Annotated in this window: 12 protein-coding genes; all 12 read right to left on the bottom strand. The window is 61.5% G+C overall.

Annotated elements, in window-relative coordinates; translation table 11 throughout:
* Window positions 1-13 precede the first annotated feature (13 nt).
* Entirely contained in the window at window positions 14-3,547 is a 3,534-nt protein-coding gene (gene addA / locus ACYQ6M_RS21890; RefSeq protein WP_460075544.1) for a double-strand break repair helicase AddA, read from the bottom strand.
* Complete coding sequence (gene addB / locus ACYQ6M_RS21895; protein ID WP_460075546.1) at window positions 3,517-6,663, bottom strand: double-strand break repair protein AddB; 3,147 nt, start codon at window positions 6,661-6,663, stop codon at window positions 3,517-3,519. Before addB ends, addA begins: the two co-directional genes overlap by 31 nt.
* 2 nt (window positions 6,664-6,665) lie before the next feature.
* Window positions 6,666-7,400 carry a nucleotidyltransferase family protein gene (locus ACYQ6M_RS21900; protein ID WP_031268670.1) on the bottom strand — a complete coding sequence of 245 codons (735 nt, stop codon included), beginning with the start codon at window positions 7,398-7,400 and terminating at the stop codon, window positions 6,666-6,668.
* Window positions 7,401-7,439: 39 nt separating this feature from the next.
* Window positions 7,440-8,966: a tRNA (adenosine(37)-N6)-threonylcarbamoyltransferase complex ATPase subunit type 1 TsaE gene (gene tsaE, locus ACYQ6M_RS21905; RefSeq protein ID WP_460075547.1), complete on the bottom strand. Its 1,527-nt coding sequence runs from the start codon at window positions 8,964-8,966 to the stop codon at window positions 7,440-7,442.
* Window positions 8,967-8,974: 8 nt separating this feature from the next.
* Window positions 8,975-11,419: a PAS domain-containing sensor histidine kinase gene (locus tag ACYQ6M_RS21910; protein WP_022998976.1), complete on the bottom strand. Its 2,445-nt coding sequence runs from the start codon at window positions 11,417-11,419 to the stop codon at window positions 8,975-8,977.
* Window positions 11,420-11,731: 312 nt separating this feature from the next.
* A complete protein-coding gene (gene ahcY / locus ACYQ6M_RS21915; RefSeq protein WP_022998977.1) occupies window positions 11,732-13,120 on the bottom strand; it encodes an adenosylhomocysteinase in 1,389 nt (462 codons plus the stop codon).
* Between the two features lie 205 nt (window positions 13,121-13,325).
* On the bottom strand, window positions 13,326-14,633 hold the full coding sequence (locus tag ACYQ6M_RS21920; protein ID WP_460075550.1) for a class I SAM-dependent methyltransferase: 1,308 nt from the start codon (window positions 14,631-14,633) through the stop codon (window positions 13,326-13,328).
* A gap of 105 nt (window positions 14,634-14,738) precedes the next feature.
* Entirely contained in the window at window positions 14,739-15,023 is a 285-nt protein-coding gene (locus tag ACYQ6M_RS21925; RefSeq protein ID WP_022998979.1) for an HPr family phosphocarrier protein, read from the bottom strand.
* Window positions 15,024-15,030: 7 nt separating this feature from the next.
* On the bottom strand, window positions 15,031-15,435 hold the full coding sequence (locus ACYQ6M_RS21930) for a PTS sugar transporter subunit IIA (RefSeq protein WP_022998980.1): 405 nt from the start codon (window positions 15,433-15,435) through the stop codon (window positions 15,031-15,033).
* Between the two features lie 136 nt (window positions 15,436-15,571).
* Window positions 15,572-16,039, bottom strand: coding sequence for an HPr kinase/phosphorylase (locus ACYQ6M_RS21935; RefSeq protein ID WP_229005528.1), 468 nt, complete (start codon window positions 16,037-16,039; stop codon window positions 15,572-15,574).
* Window positions 16,036-17,853: a sensor histidine kinase gene (locus ACYQ6M_RS21940; RefSeq protein WP_022998982.1), complete on the bottom strand. Its 1,818-nt coding sequence runs from the start codon at window positions 17,851-17,853 to the stop codon at window positions 16,036-16,038. Before ACYQ6M_RS21940 ends, ACYQ6M_RS21935 begins: the two co-directional genes overlap by 4 nt.
* A gap of 103 nt (window positions 17,854-17,956) precedes the next feature.
* On the bottom strand, window positions 17,957-18,655 hold the full coding sequence (locus tag ACYQ6M_RS21945) for a response regulator transcription factor (protein ID WP_031268674.1): 699 nt from the start codon (window positions 18,653-18,655) through the stop codon (window positions 17,957-17,959).
* Window positions 18,656-18,845: the final 190 nt, after the last annotated feature.

Genomic DNA, 18,845 nt, shown 5'->3' on the forward strand with positions numbered 1-18,845 from the left:
CGAAGGCCTGCCGTCAACCCGATGTGCCGTCAGGACGCAGTCCGGCGAAGGTTTCTTCCAGCACCTTTTCTGGGATTTCCATCAGGCTCGGCACCGCGGTCCACAGAAGCTGGGCGGAAATCTCCCTGCCCGGATAAATCTGCTTCAGCATTTCCCTGTAAACACAAAGCTGTGCGCGGTACTCGAGCGGGATTTCGGCAACTGTCGCCGGCGGATGGAAATTGGTCTTGTAATCCACAATCACCACCCGGTTATCCTCAACCACGAGCCGGTCGATCTGGCCGGAGATCTCGACTTCCGTGCCATCGCTTGCCCGAATCGTCCCGACCAGCGGAACTTCGGCGCGGGCATGACCGCAAAACAGGGTCTCGAATTCCGGCATGTCCAGAATCGCCGCCACCTCGCGCAGAAGGTGGGGACTTCGGTCCGCGAATTCCGGTTTGAGGGCCTGTTTCAGATAGGCCTCCGATGCGGCCATGCGTTCGTCTTCGGCAATGTCCGGCAACAGTTCCAGAAGACGGTGAATCAAACGACCACGCTCCAGCGGCCAGGACGCGAGGTCCCTGCCGGCCTGCAGACGGGAGACCGCAGGCACCGGCTCGATACCTTCCTTTTCCTCCATCGCCTCAAAAGCCCTCGAGGGCTGAAGGCGCTTCTTCTTGGGAAGTGGGCGGACAGGGGTGGAGAGCCAGTCCGGCAGCGGACGTTCCTCGCTGGGCGGCTCTTCAGACCTGTGCACAGCGCCACCTGCCTCCGGCTCGGCGGCGGCTCCTTCCTTCTGCCAGCGCCAGGCAGAAACGGACCCATCCCTTTCGGTCAGCTCGCGTGCCTCGGGTTTCAATGCCCGCGAGACCATGGAGTACCAGCAGTTCTCGTGCGCACCGCGTTTCGGTTCCCAGCCGCAGACGATCAGCCTGTCTTCGGCGCGGGTCAGCGCCACATACAAGAGGCGCCGATACTCTTCCTCCTGCGCATCCCGCAGGGCTTCCACCGCCGCATCGTGCCAGGGTGTCCGGTCTGCCTTGGGCGGCAGCCAGACCAGGGCCGGTGGCAGCAGATCGTTTTCCAGGCGCTTGCGCGGCAGGAAGGCCGGATCGTGGATCGCGCTGACGGGAGGCGCACCCGGATCGACCAGGACGACGATCCGCGCTTCCAGCCCCTTGGACCCATGCACGGTCATGATGCGGACCATGCCCTTGGTGTTGGTCAGCTCGCGCTTGATCTCGGTCGGTGCCGCTGCCATCCAGGCCAGAAAGCCTTCCAAGCCCGGCGTGCCGGATTGCTCATAGGCGATAGTGAGCGCCAGGAACTCGTCCAGAACGTCATCGACCTCCACCCCGAGCCGGGCGCGGAAAGCCTTCCGGCCACCATCAGCCCCCAGAAGACGGGCATAGAATTCGTAAGGCGGCACGAAGTCGGCACGTGCGCGCCAGTCTTCCAGCTTTGCGCGGACGGCCTTCCACTTGTCAGACGTGTCGGACCGCTTCACCAGCATCTGCCACAGCGTTCCAGGCCGCACCTTTTCCGGCGTTTCCCGGGCAACCTCCAGCAGGTCGTCGTCCGTCAGGTCGAACAGGGGGCTCTTCAACACGCAGGCAAGCGACAGGTCGTCTTCCGGCAGTAGCAGGAACCGGCCGAGGGCGGCGAGATCCTGAACCGCGATATGGTCCGTCAGCACAAGGCGGTCACTGCCGGCAGCCGGAATGTCCAGCTCCTTCAGTTCCCGGTTGAGCGCTTCGACAAAAGGGCCGCGCTTGCGGACGAGGATCATCACATCGCCAGGATCTGCCGTGCCGTCGCGCATCCACTGGGCGATCTCGACCGCGATACGCCGTGCCACCTTCAGCATCGGGCTGCCCGAGCCGACATGGTCAATCGGCTGGCGCCAGTCGTCCGGCTCCTCGATCTCGGCTTCGGCCTCCAGAGGCCACAGATCGACGATCCCCGGGTCCCGCCGGATGGCTTCATGAACCGGTGCTTTCACGTCCTGTGAAAGGCCTCTGTGGGCACTCTCGTCGTGGAACACCTTGTCGACCGCCCCCAGCACATCCGGTGTGGAGCGGAAGGAAAGTTGCAGATTGACCGAATGGAACTCCAGTTCAGCCGCCTTGGCCTTGCCGGAGAAAGACCGGCGCATGGCATCGAAATAGGCCGGGACGGCCCCCTGGAACGAGTAGATCGACTGTTTTTCGTCGCCCACCGCAAACAACGTGCGCACCCTGTCTCTCGCGCCGGTCCCGGCGAAGAATTCCGAGGCCAGCGAGGTCACCACCTCCCACTGGCGCGGGCTGGTGTCCTGGGCTTCGTCGACGAGGATATGATCGAGCCCCTGGTCAAGCTTGTATTGCACCCAGAGCGCTGCGTCCGACTTCTGCAACAGCGTTGCCGTCTTGACCACCAGATCCTCGAAGTCGAGATACCCGCGGGCGGTCTTGGCGCGCTCATAATGACCGATCACCGCGTCGGCGAGACGCAGCAGGGCTGTGGTTCCCTCATAGGTCGCCACCTTCCGGCGCTGGTCCAGCAGCTCCAGCAGGCGATGTTGTTCCGCCTCCAGCGCCTCAAGCATCTGGGGGAACGTTTCAGCGACCTTCTTGGTGGCGAGCGACTTTCGCGGCTCAAGCTTGGCTGTCAGGAAAATTGCCTGCCAGGCCTCGCGGAAAGCGGTTATGTCCGTGAGCTTCGCGGCGGTAACCAGATCGTCCGCACGCGCCTGATCGGTCTTGGTGCCGGTTCGCAGTGCCTCGGCATAGGCAAGACAGGTGTTCAGATCAAACGGGCATGCGGACCGAAACTGCTCGTCGAAATCCGCCAGCCGCAGGGCCGGGTCGGTTTCCAGAAGACCGGCAAGCTCGGCAAGCGCGGTTTCCAGATCGCCGGCATCAACCGTCCAGCGGCGGAAGGCGTCACGGCTCTGGATCAACTCGTCCAGCGCCTTCTGGGCGCCGCCATCGCTCATCAGATCAATGACAGATGCCAGTGCCCTGCCAAAGGCGCTTTCCGGCTCGGTTTCGGCAACATGCAGCACGGTCGCGCGCGAGGCCGCCATGAGTTCCGCTGCCACCCGGTCGTCGAGTACGGCAAAATGGCCCGCGACGTTTGCTTCCAGCGGAAATTGGTGCAGCAGGGATTCGCAGAAACCGTGAATGGTCTGGATCTTCAACCCGCCCGGTGTTTCCAGTGCCCGGGCAAAGAGGCGACGCGCCATCGCCAGGCGCGCGGCGTCTGGTTTGCGGCCTTCAATATCCTGCAATTCGGCCGCGAGTGCGGCATCATCCTTGGTGACCCATTCGCCGAGAATCTTGAAAACGCGGGTCGCCATTTCTGCAGCGGCGGCCTTGGTGAAGGTCAGCGCAAGAATACGAGAGGGATCTGTGCCATCCAGCAACAGCCGCACCACCCTGCGGGACAGAACGAAGGTCTTGCCCGATCCGGCATTTGCACTCACCCAGGCAGAAGCCCGTGGGCGGGAGGCAAGGTCCTGCCGCTGCCTGGTCACTTCAGGGATCTGAAAGCTCATGAAGGCTCCTCCGATCCAAGTGCCCATTCCTGCGTTCTGGCAAGATGATCATAGTCACCGCCCATCTGCCGTTCGCGCATGACGCGGGCACGGGACAGGTAACCAATGTCTTCCCTGACATAGTGGGCGATCAACTGTTCCAGCCGCGTCCAGGCGTCTTCCACCAGATCTTCCAGCGGCGTGTCCTTCGGGTTTCGCGGCGCTTCGATCACCGGTTCGCTGCCGCCCTTCAGCTGCAGATACAATAGCTCGGATATGGGCGCGTCAGCCGGCACATCCTTGAACCCGAACCGCCGGACCATCGCGGCCTCCAGCGGCAATTGCGGCGACAGGAGCGCGTCGACCTGCTTTTGCGAAGGCACCTGCCCTGTCTTGTAATCGACCACTGACAGCCCGCCGCCACTCAGAAGGTCGATCCGGTCTGCCCGGCCGCGCAGGCGGAAATCGAAGCCGGGCAACTTCAATTCCACACCGCCCCCGATTTCCAGGAACCGCTGACTGACGTGTTGCGACCGCCTCGCTTCGTAGGCAACGAAGCCAGCCGCGATCTTCTGGAAACGCGGCCACCAGAGCGCCCGGATCGCCGGAAACGCATCAAGAGGCTCAAACAGCTCCTCGCCGATCTCTGTCAGGGCCTTTACGGCACTGTCGTCGAATGCGCCGGTCCAGGTCAGCAGGAAATCGGCCAGCGCATCGTGAATGAGGTTGCCCTTGTCGGCCGCACCGGGTTCGCCGCCGATCGGGTCGACCGGCTGCAGCTCGAGCACGTGACGGGCAAAGATCGCGTAGGGATCGCGGATCAAGCGTTCGATTTCGGTGATGGAGAGCGATTTCGGGCGTGCTGCCAAGGGCGGACGAGGGTGAGGCCGGGACGCGGGCCGCACCGCGCCTTCCGGCCGGTCGAGCTGTGCTGCAAGGGCGGAATATACCGCCCCTTGCGCTTCCAGTTTCTTCGTCAGGTCAGGCCCGGCAAGCGTGGTCAGGCGCTGCAGCCAGCGCGATGCAACCGTGGGAGCGCCGTCGGAGCGTGCGGCACGCGACAGAAGGACCCGCCGTGCCCCCATGCCTTGCGCGAAGTCATGTGCGGCCGCACCGAGCCGGCGTTCCGGGGGTTCCAGCCCCATGTCGCGCTTCATCGGCCGGTTCAGCCACGGATCATTGCGCGTGCGTTGAGGCCACACGCCCTCATTGAGGCCACCCAGGATCGCAAAATCAAAGGTCTGAAGCCGTGCTTCCATGGGGCCGAGGATCTGCACCCGCTGGTCGCCCGGCAACCTGCGCCGTACGGCCTGACCGGACATCAGCGCGGGCAGTACCGACGGCCATTCGCCGGCGGGAATTTCCAGTCCGCTGGAGCTTGCTTCCAGAAGACCGGTCAGGAACTGGGCCAGCGCCTCGCCCGCCTCACCGGCGTAAAGTTCTGCCACCGAACCTTCGTGATCGATCGAGATCGCCTCGATCACATCGACATGACGCCGTGCGAGGTCGGTCAGAAGGATCGTGCCGCCTTCTGCGGCAAGATCTTCCAGCGGTTTCAGTGCGTTCGCCAGCCGATCGACAAGGTTTGCAATCACGTCCCAGTCTTCATCGTGGATCTTTTTCCAGCGTGGCGTATGTGCCTTGCCCGCATCTTCCCGGCTCGCATCGACAGCCAGTTGCAAACCTGCCGTTCCCGGCCGGGCGCGCGGTCCGCGAACCACGCCACGCTCCAGCGCGCGGGCGGCTGACCGGATGTCTTTCACCGGCAGGCCCAGCCGTGTCAGCGGATGCTTCAGAAGCGCCAGAAGATCGATAGGCTCGCAGCCACCAAGGGCGAGTTTTGCTGCCAGAATCGTCAGAATGGCTGGTGCGGTCTGGTCGAGCGGGCGGCCGGCACTGTCGTCCACCTGTATGTTCCAGCGGGCAAGCTCTGCCGCAACCCGGCGCGTCAACATGCGGTCCGGCGAAATGAGGGCCGCACTTTCCTGCCGCTCGATCGCTTCGCGCAAGGCAATCGCCACGCTCAAGGCTTCATCGGCCTCGTTGCGGGCAGTCATGATCGAGACACCATCGAGGGCTTCTGCCCTGTCCGTCTCTGGACGGGCGTCCAGATAGGCTGTCCAGCCATCGGAGGTATCGGCGGGACGCAGAGCCTCGGAGACAAGTTCTTCACGCAGCAGGAGCCCCCGGTCCGGGTCCGGCCCGAGTGTTGCAACCTCTTCCCGCCCTGCACCCAGCCGATCAAGCAACTGCTTCAGCGAATACTGCGGATGTGAAGGCAGGGTTGCCGCGTCTTTCTGCATCAGCCCCTTGCGGGTCGAGGCCTTGCCCGTCTTTTCTCCCAATACGGCCCAGGAGCGGCTGTCCAGATAACGGTCCAGCCCAGGCAGCACGACGACACCGGCTTCCAGTCGGGAGACAACCTTCAGCAATTCGGCGGTGGCCGGAACCGAGCCGGTGACACCCGCAACAATGACCGGGCCACGAGGAGGTGTCCGCTCCAGACGCTCGGCCTCCCGCCGGATAAGGGCCGAGCGGCGTGCCTTCGGGTCCATCATTTTCAATTCGGCCAGATGCGCGGGCCAGGCCTGCCGCACGATCTGCAGGAAATCGAGCGTGATCTGCCAGTACCGGGCATGGTCCTCCGGCACGAGACCGGACAGTTCCGTCCAGTCGGCTTCTTCCGTCTCAACCTCGTCCATCAGCGTCAGCAGGTCTGCCGCCAACCAGGCTGCATCGGCCGTCGACGCCGGAAGGCCGAGAGGTTCGTCGGACCTCAGACTGAGCGCTTCCCGGCGCAGCATGCCTTTCCAGGCCTTCACCAGCCGCGTCATCGCAAGGTGACGCTCCAGAAGGGGCATTGCCGGCGGCAGAGGTTCCAGATCCGCATTGGCGGTCAGGCTCTGCGCATCTTCGTCGGCATCGCCCACCGGGCGGATGGCAGGCAGGAGAACCGGCCGGCCACCAAACCGCTGCTGGAAAAGCTCCGGCAGCAGGCGCGCGGCGCGGCGCGTCGGCAGATACAGCGTGACCGACGGCAGCAGCAGTGGATCGTCCAGCGGGCGAAAGCCGGGGATCAGGGTGCCGTCGACCAGTGTGTCGACCAGCGTTTTCAGGAAAGGGACGGACGGCGGGACAGACCAGAGGCGCGCGCTGCGGGCCATCCTCAGGCGGCACTCTCGCGAACGGCATATTCGGCGGCACGGATGGCCTCCGGAGTTCCGATATGCAGCCACAGGCCTTCCATCTGAACGCCGTAGAGACGCCCGGCTTCAATCGCCCTGTCGAAAAGCCTGTTCATGGAGAACGGCCCGTCCGGGGCATCTTCGAACAGGCGCGGGTGCAAAATGGTTGCTCCTGCATAGGCAAAGGGCGTCACCCCCTTTTCCTGCCGCCGGGTCAACGCGCCGTCCTTTGCCATGTCGAAATCACCGCGGCCGGAATAACCGACCGCTTTCACGGTTTCGGCAACCAGAAGCAGGGCGTCCATGCGGCTCTCGTCCCAGGCTTCGATCATGTGTTCCAGGTTGGGTTTGACGCCTTCGATCCAGTAACAGGTGTCGGCATTGAGCTGGAAGAACGGCTCTTCGCCCAATAGCGGCAGCGCTTTCTTGATACCGCCCCCGGTTTCCAGAAGCTGATCGCGTTCGTCGGAAATCAGGATTTCCATATCAGGGCGGCGACGGACATGAACCTCCACCAGATCGGCAAGGTAGTGCACGTTGACCACACAGGTCTTCACGCCGGCTGCTGCGAGCCGGTCCATGCCATGGTCGATCAGGGCCTGACCGTTGACCTCGATCAGGGGCTTGGGCGTCGTTGCCGTCAGCGGGCGCATGCGCTTGCCGAGGCCTGCGGCCAGGATCATGGCTTTGGAAGGGCGAAACCGCTTGTCTGTCATCATCTGTCTCAAATGTGCGACCGGTTGAACGTGGCGCGTTCAGTGCCGGTAGCGTGCGTACCAGTCTTTCAAATCCGACAGGAACGGCCTGTCAAGCACCCGGTCGAGATAGCCTAGCATGCGCGGCAAATGGCTCAAGTAAGCCGGCTTACCATCGCGCTCGGCCAGACGGACGAAGATGCCGAGGATCTTGGAGATCCGCTGCGCCGCCATGACCGCATAGGCTTTCGAAAAACCAACTTCATCGAACTCTGCGGACTGCATTTTTCTTGCCGAGAGATAAGCATCGTAGAGCGCCGTTTCCAGAGCTTCGTCCATGTCCGTGCGGGCGTCCAGCAGCAGGGAAGCAACATCATAGGCAACCGGGCCATAGACCGTGTCCTGGAAATCGATCAGGCCGATCCTGTCGGTTCCTTCAGCACCCGCCTGCCAAAGGAGGTTCGGCGAATGAAAATCGCGCAGCACCCAACCTGTCTGGGCCTCGCGTATGTCTTCAAGTGCTTCGCGCCACAGCCGTTCGAATTCCGAGCGCGTGCTCTCGTCGGCCGGCTTTCCGGTAACCTTCGGGACATACCAATCCAGAAACAGCGCCGCTTCGGCAACAAGCGCGTCCGCTGAATAGCCTGGGACCTGATACAGCCCACCATCGGCGAGCGAGACCGTTTTTGGCCAGGCCTCACCATGCATCTTCGCCAGGACATCGACGGCGGCAAAATATCTTTCGCGCACCGGTTTGCCGTCTACCACGATGGTATCCCGGCCAAGATCGGACGAGAGGATCAGCCCGTTTTCCAGATCGCTCGCCAAAAGATCGGGCGCGCAAAGACCATGGTTCCTGAGTTCTGTTCCCACCGCGACAATCGCCCGGCAGTCGCGCGCCAGATGCACCTTTTCCATGTAGGCGCGGACAGCTTCCGGCACCGCGTCCCCCTGGAAAGGCCAGCGCATCAGAACAGCTGTCGAAGACCCTGTTGCAACCGTCTCGAACGTTCGCAGGGAGGCATCACCTGCCAGGAAACGGCGCTCTGCGTCCGGCAGACCAGCGGTCCCCAGAAAGGACCGCGTTGCCAGCGATTGCCTGATCCGGTTCTGCCAGTGCGGGGCGTCCGAATAGAGGCTGAACCGGCGATGGTCATCGCTGTCAGTCGGCTGGGTGATCTGGATCCAGAGGGCATTACCGCGCAGCAGCTCGTTCGCCTTCTCCGGCCATTCGATCAGCGCGACTCCCGTTTCCAGAAGGTCATCCAGCCCGAGCTCTTCCAGTTCTTCGGGCTCTTCAAGCCGGTAAAGATCGAAGTGGGACAGGTCGAAACGCGGCAAATCGTAGGTCTGCACGAGCGTGAAGGTCGGGCTCGGCACTTCCAGCTCCGGCTCACCGGCAAAGGCCCGGATCAGCGCCCTGGTGAACGTGGACTTCCCGGCGCCCAGATCGCCCGACAGGCAAATGACATCGCCGGGCTTCAGGACCATCGCGATATCGTTGGCAAGTCGCCGCGTGCCGTGTTCGCCGGCAATTTCGATTGTCTGAAAGGCGCCCGACAGGGCTTGCAGCTGGTGGTCTGCCATCCGGCGTCCTACTCGGCCGCCGCCTGGTCCGCCAGTTCGGGCCGTGCGGGGAAGACGCAGGTCACCGTCGTGCCCTTGCCTTCGGCGGACTGAATGTCGACCGTGCCGCCATGCAGTTCGACAAAGCTCTTGACGATGGCAAGGCCGAGGCCTGCGCCCTGACGGCGCGATCCTGTGTCATGCCCGACAAAGCGGTTGAACACCTGGGTGAGGATTTCAGCTGGAATGCCGTAGCCGTGATCCTGAACGACGAAGGTCACCTTGTCGTCTTCGCGGCTGCAGCTGACATCGACCACGCCGTCGGGCTCGGAATAGCGCACGGCATTGGAGATGAGGTTGAACAGGACCTGGCGCAGGCGTTTTTCGTCGGCAACCATCATGCCGACATCACCCGGCACATGGGTCCGCAGGTTAATGCGTGCTTCGGCGATCCGGTCCTTCAGGCCTTCGACGGCGGCCGCAACGGTCGGTGCGACGTCGACTTCACCCAGGTCCAGTTCCATGATGCCGGCATCCAACGTTGCCAGATCCAGAATGTCGTTGATGATGGCAAGCAACGCCGAGGAGGACGACTGGATGTAGTCCGCATATTCGCTCTGCTTGTCGGAGAGCTCTCCGAATTTCGGATCTGCCAGCAACTGGGCGAAGCCGATGATGTTGGTCAGCGGCGAGCGCAGCTCATAGGAAACATGCTGGATGAAGGCGTTCTTGATCTGGTCGGCCTGTTCCAGTGCCTCATTCTTTTCCAGAAGCGCCCGCTCGACGTTGACGCTATCCGTTACGTCGACAAAGGTGACCAGCGTACCGCCGTCGGGCAGCGGAACAGTGGCATAGTCGACGACATCGCCGTTGTGGCGTTCCAGACGGCTAACCTTCTGGGTGCGGTTGTCGAGAAGTCCCGTCACGTTGCCGGCAAGCTGTTCCCAGGCATCGCGCTCGGTTTCATTGAGCGTGCAGGCGGAGACGACTTCCTTGACGTGCGGCAGTTCGGAAAGCTGATCCTCTTCCAGACCCCAGATACGACCGAAAGCCGGGTTCCAAAGGCGCAGGCGCCCGTCTGACCCGAACACGGCAACGGCTTCCGAGAGATTGTCGAGGGTTTCCCCCTGGACGCGGGTCAGCGCGTTGTAACGGCTTTCCAGATCGAGCTGCTCGGTGACGTTTTCATAGATATAGGTGACGCCGCCTTGCGGATGCGGATTGGCAATGACGCGCAGGGTGCGGCCATCGGGAAGATGCCACCAGCTTTCGCGAGCTTCCAGAGACTGGTAGCTCTCCATCATCTTGTTGCGCCAGACGCGATAGTCCGCCTGTTCCGGGATCTTGCGCGCCGCGCGCAAGGCATCCAGAACCGCGCTGTCTTCCGGCCGGCTTTCCAGGAAAGCTGGATCGAGATCCCACAACTGGCGGAAGGCCGCGTTGTAGAATTGCAGCTTGCGATCGGCGCTGTAGATGGCAACCGCAGCTGCCAGCTGGTCCAGCGTGCGGCCGTGGAAGTCCTCGGCGCGGCCGAGTTCCTTCTGGGCCTGTTCCAGTTCGCTGATGTCCACGGCAATGCCGGCTCCGCCGACATTGGCATTGACATCGGTCACTTCGAACACCCGGCGTTCACCGGAAGCGACGATGGGAATACGTGCGTTGAAACAGCCGTCTTCGTTACGCTGGACGGCCATGGCGGTGCGCGCAGCAGCGTCGAGGAAGGTTGCCCCTTCCTTGATCGCAAGATCGGCGTCGGTCATGTCGACCGCTTCCGCATAGGCCTGGTTGGCCCAGATGAGATTTCCTTCCGCATCGCGCTGCCAGGCCGGTGCCGGCATCGCATCCAGCAGCGCGTGCAGCATATGCAGTTCGCCCGAGATCTTGGCATTGCGGGCAGCAAGTTCCGCCTGCATCTGACGTTCGCCGGTCAGATCGCGCAGACGCAGGACCACAGCACCACCGGTGGTGCGCCCCAGCGCTTCCACATAGGTGCCGGTGCGCGTCTTCAAGGTGGTGGTGAAGGCTTCGCCGGTGCGGAACAGCATGTCCAGATGACGTTCCAGGTCGCCGGCGCATTTCGCCGTCAGCCAGCTGCCGAACGCAAGTAGTTGTGCCGGGGGCCGCGGCACGCCAGATTTTTCGGGAAGAATGCCCCAGATCTGCGGCATGGCGCCGTTGCCGGTCCAGACGATGACGCGTTGCTCGTCGGTATTGAGCATCGCCTCCAGGCGGTCGACCCGGAATTTGAGATCGCTCTTTTCCTTTTCCAGCGCGTCGGTCAGCAATCCGGATTGTTTGCGATGACGCACGAGAGCGACAGATGCGGTGACGGCAAAGGCGCACATTCCGCCTAACGCACCAAAAAGAATCATGTTATCGGGGGAAATGGCAGCAGTCGTGTCGGCGAGCATGTCGGCTGCCGCTGAACCGCAAGACAGGCTCCAGCCTGCCAGCGCCGTTCCGCCGAGCTTCACCGATTTCAGACTCCAATCTCGCCACGCCGCGCGTCGCCGCGCGTCGTTCCTGCCGCTTATCGGCATATTGTGATCCCCTTGTGCCGCCTTGCCCTGTTCTTGCGGGCCGCAGCTCCCGGTTTCTGGGAGCAAATCAAAGACATCCGCCTCGTGGCCTTTGATTCGCCTAAACCATAACCTTTTTGAGAATCACGCAGAAGAGTCCGTTATTGAAAAGTTAACAGGACCCTTAAAATTAAAGGGTCCTGCATTTTTTTGTTCACAGACCCGAATCGAGGCGATCACCACATCTAGTGGGCCGCCTCGCCGGAATCAGTATTTGTAGTGTTCCGACTTGAACGGACCAGCCTTATTAATCCCCAGATATTGAGATTGCTCGTCCGACAATTCGGTTAACGTGACGCCCAGCTTCTCCAGGTGAAGGCGGGCAACCTTCTCGTCCAGATGCTTCGGCAGCACGTAGACTTCGTTCTTGTACTGATCGCCCTTGGTGAAGAGTTCGATCTGCGCCAGAACCTGGTTGGTAAAGCTTGCGGACATCACGAAGCTCGGGTGGCCGGTGGCATTGCCGAGGTTCACCAGACGGCCCTGCGAGAGCAGGATCATGCGCTTGCCATCCGGGAACACATACATGTCGACCTGATCCTTGACCGGGCGGCACTTGGTGTTCTTGAGGGCAGCAACCTGGATCTCGTTGTCGAAGTGGCCGATGTTACAGACGATCGCCATGTCCTTCATGCCACGCATGTGGTCGAAGGTGATGATGTCCTTGTTGCCGGTCGCGGTGACGTAGATATCGCCTTCCGGAAGAGCCTGTTCGATGGTCTTGACCTCGAAACCGTCCATGGAAGCCTGCAGGGCGCAGATCGGGTCGATTTCGGTGACGATCACGCGGGCACCGGCACCAGCCAGGGACTGAGCGGAACCTTTGCCGACGTCGCCGTAACCGCAGACAACGGCAACCTTGCCGGACATCATCACGTCGGTGCCGCGGCGGATACCGTCGACCAGGGACTCACGGCAGCCATAACGGTTGTCGAACTTGGACTTGGTGACGCTGTCGTTGACGTTGATCGCCGGGAACGGCAGGTCGCCCTTCTTCTGCATTTCATAAAGACGCAGAACGCCAGTGGTGGTTTCTTCCGAAACGCCCTGGATCAGCTCTTTCTGCTTGGTGAACCAGCCCGGGTTGGCAGCCATGCGCTTCTTGATCTGCGCGAACAGGCACACTTCCTCGTCCGACTTCGGGTTATCGATCAGACCGGTTTCACCGGCTTCGACCCGTGCACCGAGCAGGATGTAGAGCGTGGCGTCGCCGCCATCGTCCAGGATCATGTTCGCACCTTCGGGGAAGTCGAAGATCTTGTCGGCATAATCCCAGTATTCTTCCAGGGTTTCGCCCTTGGTTGCGAAAACCGGAATGCCTGCAGCTGCAATCGCAGCGGCTGCCTGATCCTGCGTGGAATAGATGTTGCAGGACGCCCAACGGACTTCCGCACCCAGTGCAACCAGCGTTTCGATCAGAACGGCGGTCTGAATGGTCATGTGCAGGGAACCGGCAATGCGGGCGCCCTTGAGCGGCTTGGAGTCACCGAATTCGGCGCGGCAGGCCATCAGGCCCGGCATTTCGTGCTCGGCGATCTCGATTTCGGTGCGGCCCCAGTCTGCGAGCCCGATGTCTTTAACGATGTAGTCGGTCATGAATAAGTCCTGCTGTTTTGAGCCAGCTTCAGGCGCAAGGCCCCTTGAGTGTCGCCGCCATCTCGTGAACCAGTGCCAAAACGGCACCAGGGGCGGGCGACAGCCGAAATCCGGAAGGCTCCGGAAATCGTTGGAAGGGGTTATAGCGTCAGCAGGGTCATCACGCAATAAAGATATAAAGAATTCTTTATATCATATATCCCAATCACGTCCGGTAGAGATCCGCGCGTGATGGCGGCATGCCCGACGGACCCTTGGTGCGACGCGTCGCGACCGTCTGGAAGATGCCGATGGAGCCGCGTTCAAAGCCGAGCGAGACGCCAATGAGATAAGCCAGCCACAGACGATATTTGTGCTCGCCTATTTCCGCGACAGCCGCGTCCTTTACCTTCATCAGGTTTTCCGCCCACAGCCGTGTCGTGCGAGCATAGTGCTCGCGCCAGGCTTCGACGTCGTGCACCTCGAAGCCGTGCGCTTCCAGATTGGTCAGCGTCCAGCCAATGTGGTCGACCTCCCCTCCCGGGAAGATATAGCGTACCAGCGCCTGGTATTCCGGCTTCTTGCGGCGGAACGCCTTCAGATCCTTTTTGCCGCGGCGAGTGATCGCATGGTGCAGGTAGACACCCCGCGGTTTCAGCAGGCGGTGCACGCTCTGGAAATAATTATCGTAATTGTCCAGCCCGACCGCCTCAAACATGCCGATGGATGAGATCTTGTCGAACTTGCCGTCCATGTCGCGATAGTCGATCAGCTTGACCGAGACCTTGTCTTCAAGGCCACGCGCCTTGATCCGCTCCTCGGCAAGCTTCAGCTGTTCTTCCGCCAGCGTGACCCCAACGGCTGTCACGCCATAATGTTCGGCGGCGTGGCAAATCAGGGCGCCCCAGCCGCAACCGATATCGAGCATCCGGTCGCCCGGCTTCAGCCGCAGCTTGCGGCAGATCATGTCGAGCTTGTCTTTCTGCGCCGTTGCCAGATCGTTCGACCAGTCGGAGAAATAGGCGCAGGTGTAGACCATCTCCGGATCGAGAAAGAGCCGATAGAAGTCGTTGGAAACGTCGTAATGGAACGCGATGTCGTCCTTGCGGCTGCCGGAGCTTCGGTCCGCTGACTGACCGGCATCAAGCCCGTCCGGGTTGGCTTCAGCCTTGCGACCAGTGCCGCGCCAGAGCGAAAACCCGGTTTTCAGAAGCAGGGTCTTGTTGATGCGCTTGCGAATTTCCCGGCTTTTGAGTGTCGGCCGCTTTTCGGCAAAGTCGAAAATGCTGCCACCGCGCGGGTCGACGTCGCCATTTGCATAGAGATCGATCAGCGTCTTGATGCCGGGACGGCGAAGAAGACGCGTCAGCGCCGTTTCGGAAAGAGCAAGCCGCAGACCGTCCGTCGGCGCATCGGCAGGTACCCGGGATCCGTCCCAGAGTTCGAACGCGAATTGAAGGTCCAACGCCTCATGGACATGGGTAAGTGCAGTGCGTGCGGCGGAAATCAGTCGGTCCTGAGTGTGGCTCGCCATGTCGGCCCCCGGTTCGGTATGGAAGGGTGTGGCCGATGCCCGGAATTCACTCGATCGACCGCAACAGGAATGTGCACCGCAGGGTGGCGGCACGAAATGTCAAAATCAATCTTCTTCGCCAAAGCCGCTTTCGACGAGCTCGGCAATCGCCGCCATGGCGTCTCCCGCATCAGAGCCGGTGACGCTGACAGTGATAAAGCAGCCCGGGCTGGCGGCGAGCATCATGAGACCCATGATCGACGTTCCGCCGACGGTCTGGCCGTCCTTGGAAACCTGGACGTCTGCGTCAAACGTCTCCACCAGCTTCACCAGCTTTGCGGAAGCCCTGGCATGCAGGCCACGGCGGTTGACGATTGTCAGGTCTTTTTCCAACACGGTCTGCGCTGTCATTGTTGTTTTAGTTCTGTCCCGACAGCACCTGGCTGGCAACCGAGATGTATTTCTGACCGGCCTGACGGGCTTCGTCGACAGCATCGGCCAGCTCGCGATCTGCGCGCACGCTGGCAAGCTTGATCAGCATCGGCAGATTGACACCGGCCACCACTTCAACGGATTTGCTGTCCATCACGGAAATTGCGAGGTTGGAAGGTGTGCCACCGAACATGTCCGTCAGAAGCACCACACCCTTGCCGGAATTGGCAGCTTCCACAGCGGCCAGAATGTCCTGGCGCCGCTGCTCCATGTCGTCATCCGGACCAATGGAGATGGTTTCAACCTGTTCCTGTGGACCGACAACATGTTCCAGCGCCGCTTTGAATTCCTCAGCAAGGCGCCCGTGCGTAACAAGTACAAGTCCGATCATGCGTCAGTTAGCCTGATTATCGAGTGCGTTAAGCTCAGGATCCCAAAAGAGATCCGGAAAGAGCCGGGCGTTTATCAGTCTGATGCACTCTCTTCAACCGCTTCGACAGTTGCAAGCAAAAAACGCCCCTGCTGCCTCAAATATAATCCGGTCCTTTGGGGAAAAGGTGCCGTAACGCCCAACGGATCAGGCGCAGGCTGTGCTCAGGGTCGTTTTGCGGGCACATAACCACCGGTAAATGCACGCCTTCCAGGCAGGTTGTCGCAAGAGCCTGCTCCGGCATCCTCTCGATGGCGTCGGCCTGCTTCAGTTCGACCAACAGATGCACTTGCGCGTGCGGCAGAAAGCGCGTTTCGACAACACCGAAACCGCGTACTTCCATGCGGCCTTCGATCGTCCGCGGCGCACGCGCCTCAAGCCGTCCATCAGCTGCAGCAACATGCGTGTAGTCGTCAGCCACCAGAAGGCCGAGATTGCCTTTGGCCCGTGCCGCCTCGATGAGAATATCCGAAAGGGTTGTCTTGCCGCTTCCGGCACCGCCCCGGATCAGAAGGCCGGCTGTGCCCACCACCACGCAATTGGCATGAACCGCCGGAGGCGTCACTTGCTCCGCCCTGCCGGCAGATAGATGGTGAAACGAGCACCTGCAATCTTCTGCTTGCCGTCCCGACCGGGCACCAGACGGTTGGTGGCAACAATTGTCCCGCCATGGGCTTCGATGATCTGCCGGGAGATCGACAGGCCCAGACCGGAATTGTTGCCGAAGCCTTCTCCTTCCGGCCTGTCGGTATAGAAGCGTTCAAAAATGCGCTCGGTGTTTTCAGCACGGATGCCGGGACCGTCATCATCCACGATGATCTTGATCATACGGCCGTCCCGGCTGAGATCCACCCGAACCGTTCCGCCGGCGGGCGAGAAGGACCTGGCGTTGTCCAGAAGGTTGCTGACGACCTGTCCGAGGCGAATATCATGGCCTTGCATCTGATAAGGCTTGCTGCCCTGAGCATCTGCAACGGCCAGCTTGACACTTGCCTCCTCCGCTCCGGACCGCTGGTTGGCGGCATCGGCCATGTTGCGCAGCAGTTCGGCCAGGTCGATCGGCTCGGCCTGGATCCGGGCCAGTTCCGCATCAAGGCGGGAAGCATCGGAGATATCGCTGATCAGACGATCGAGGCGGCGCACGTCATGCTGGATCACTTCCATCAACCGGTCCTGCGAATTCTTGGACTTGGCCAGCGGCAGGGTTTCCACGGCGCTGCGCAGCGATGTCAGCGGGTTCTTCAATTCGTGCGCGACATCGGCGGCAAACTGCTCGATCGCATCGATCTTGTTGTAGAGCGCGTGGGTCATTTCCCGGAACGAACGCGCCAGATGGCCGATCTCGTCCTGCCGATCCGAAAAGTCCGGTATCTCCTCGCGAGAGGTCGAGCCTCGCCGCACGCGGTCCGCGGCAGCCGCCAGGCGCCTGACCGGACCGGCAATCGTCCCGGCCAGCAGGATCGACAGAAGGATGGTCACTGTGGCGGCAAACAGGAACACGCGAATGATGGCGATACGTTCGGCCCGCACGATGGCGTCGATGTCACCGCCCTGTGTCGACAGGAGCAAGGCCCCAAGGACCGCGCGGAACCGCTGGATCGGCACGGCAACGGAAACGATCAGCTCGCCCCGTTGCGAGATCCGCGTCACGCTGGCCGGGGATCCGGCAAGCGCCGCCTCCACTTCCGGATAGGCACGGCCATCACCGCCGCCTACGTCCTGATAGATCGGCAGGTCACCCTGGCGCAGCCAGCGCTTGACCCATTGCCAGGTCGAATCCCAGAAGCCTTCCTCCTCCGCCGTCGGAGGCGGCAGATCGAAGCGCAGGATCTGGGCGCTGGTATAAAGGTGGCGGCTGTCGAGGATGAGAATGCCTTCCGGATCGTAGATCCGCGCCCGGGTCTTGGTCGGCGAAATCAGGCGGCGCAGCACGGGACCGACCCGTTCCGGGTTGATCGGAAAGTCGAGACTGTCGAGATCTTCCTGGGTCGGGGTGATGCTTTCGCCCGCCTGCAACTGCAACAGGCGTTCGGGGTCGACGGTGATCGTGCCCGTATCGACGGTGGCGGACGCGGCAATAGCGCCGGCAATGATTTCGCCCTGGGTCAGAAGGCTCTGCACCCGTGCATCGATCAGACCCGCGCGAAACTGGTTGAGGTACAGGATACCGATCACCAGTGCCAGCAGACCCACGAGGTTGATGGCGATGATCCGGCGCGTCAGCGACGAGAGAACATAGGTTCCGAAGATACGGCCCAACTGGCTGAGCAGACGGCGACGGATGCGCTTGTTGCCAAGCCGGCGCAGACGGGAGCGATCCGAACCGTTCTGAGGTTCAGAGGCACCAATCTCTTCCGCGCTCTCGCTTTCCACCGCCATTCGGGCTCACATTAGATCAAAGGCTGTTCAATCGAAACCGACTGAACAGCCAAAAGCAGATCGTTTCCAGGTTTTACCGGGACAGTCGCTCTACCGGTCCGTTTCAGACTTCCCGGAAACGATACCCGACGCCGTAGAGGGTTTCGATCATGTCGAAGTCGTCATCAACAACCTTGAACTTCTTGCGCAGCCGCTTGATGTGGCTATCGATGGTGCGGTCATCCACATAGACCTGATCGTCATAGGCCGCGTCCATGAGCGCGTTACGGCTCTTGACGACACCGGGCCGCTGCGCGAGCGCGGACAGGATCAGGAATTCGGTCACGGTCAGCGTGACAGGTTTGCCGTTCCAGGTGCAGGTGTGACGCTCCTGGTCCATCACCAGCTGGCCACGTTCCAGCAGTTTGTCGGCATCGTCGCGCGGCGTGGATGCGTCACGCGGTTGCGCCCGGCGCAGCACCGCGCGCACACGCTCGACCAGAAGCCGCTGCGAAAAGGGTTTGCGGATGAAATCGTCGGCGCCCATCTTCAGGCCGAAGAGTTCGTCGATCTCGTCATCCTTGGAGGTCAGGAAGATTACCGGCAGATCGGAGTTCTGGCGCAGGCGGCGCAGCAGTTCCATGCCGTCCATACGTGGCATCTTGATATCGAAAATCGCGAGTTCCGGCGGGTCGCTCTGCAGGCCGTCGAGCGCCGATGTACCGTCGGTGTAGGTTTGAACGCGATAGCCTTCCGCTTCCAATGCGATAGAGACCGAAGTCAAAATGTTGCGGTCGTCATCGACCAGGGCAATTGTCGGCATGCTTTGTTTTTCCATTTCCGGCAACGCACCGATGGCGCGCATCGGCATTAATGTAACACACAGCCTTTGGCCTGCTAAATGCGCATAAATTAAGGCAATCCGCCTCCGGATATGCTTGCATGACACAAAGACCGCCCAGCCGGCTGCATTGGTGGGGATCACTGTAAAAGATTTCAAGAGACCAACTTAA

Source organism: Roseibium sp. ROS1 (genome assembly GCF_054658215.1).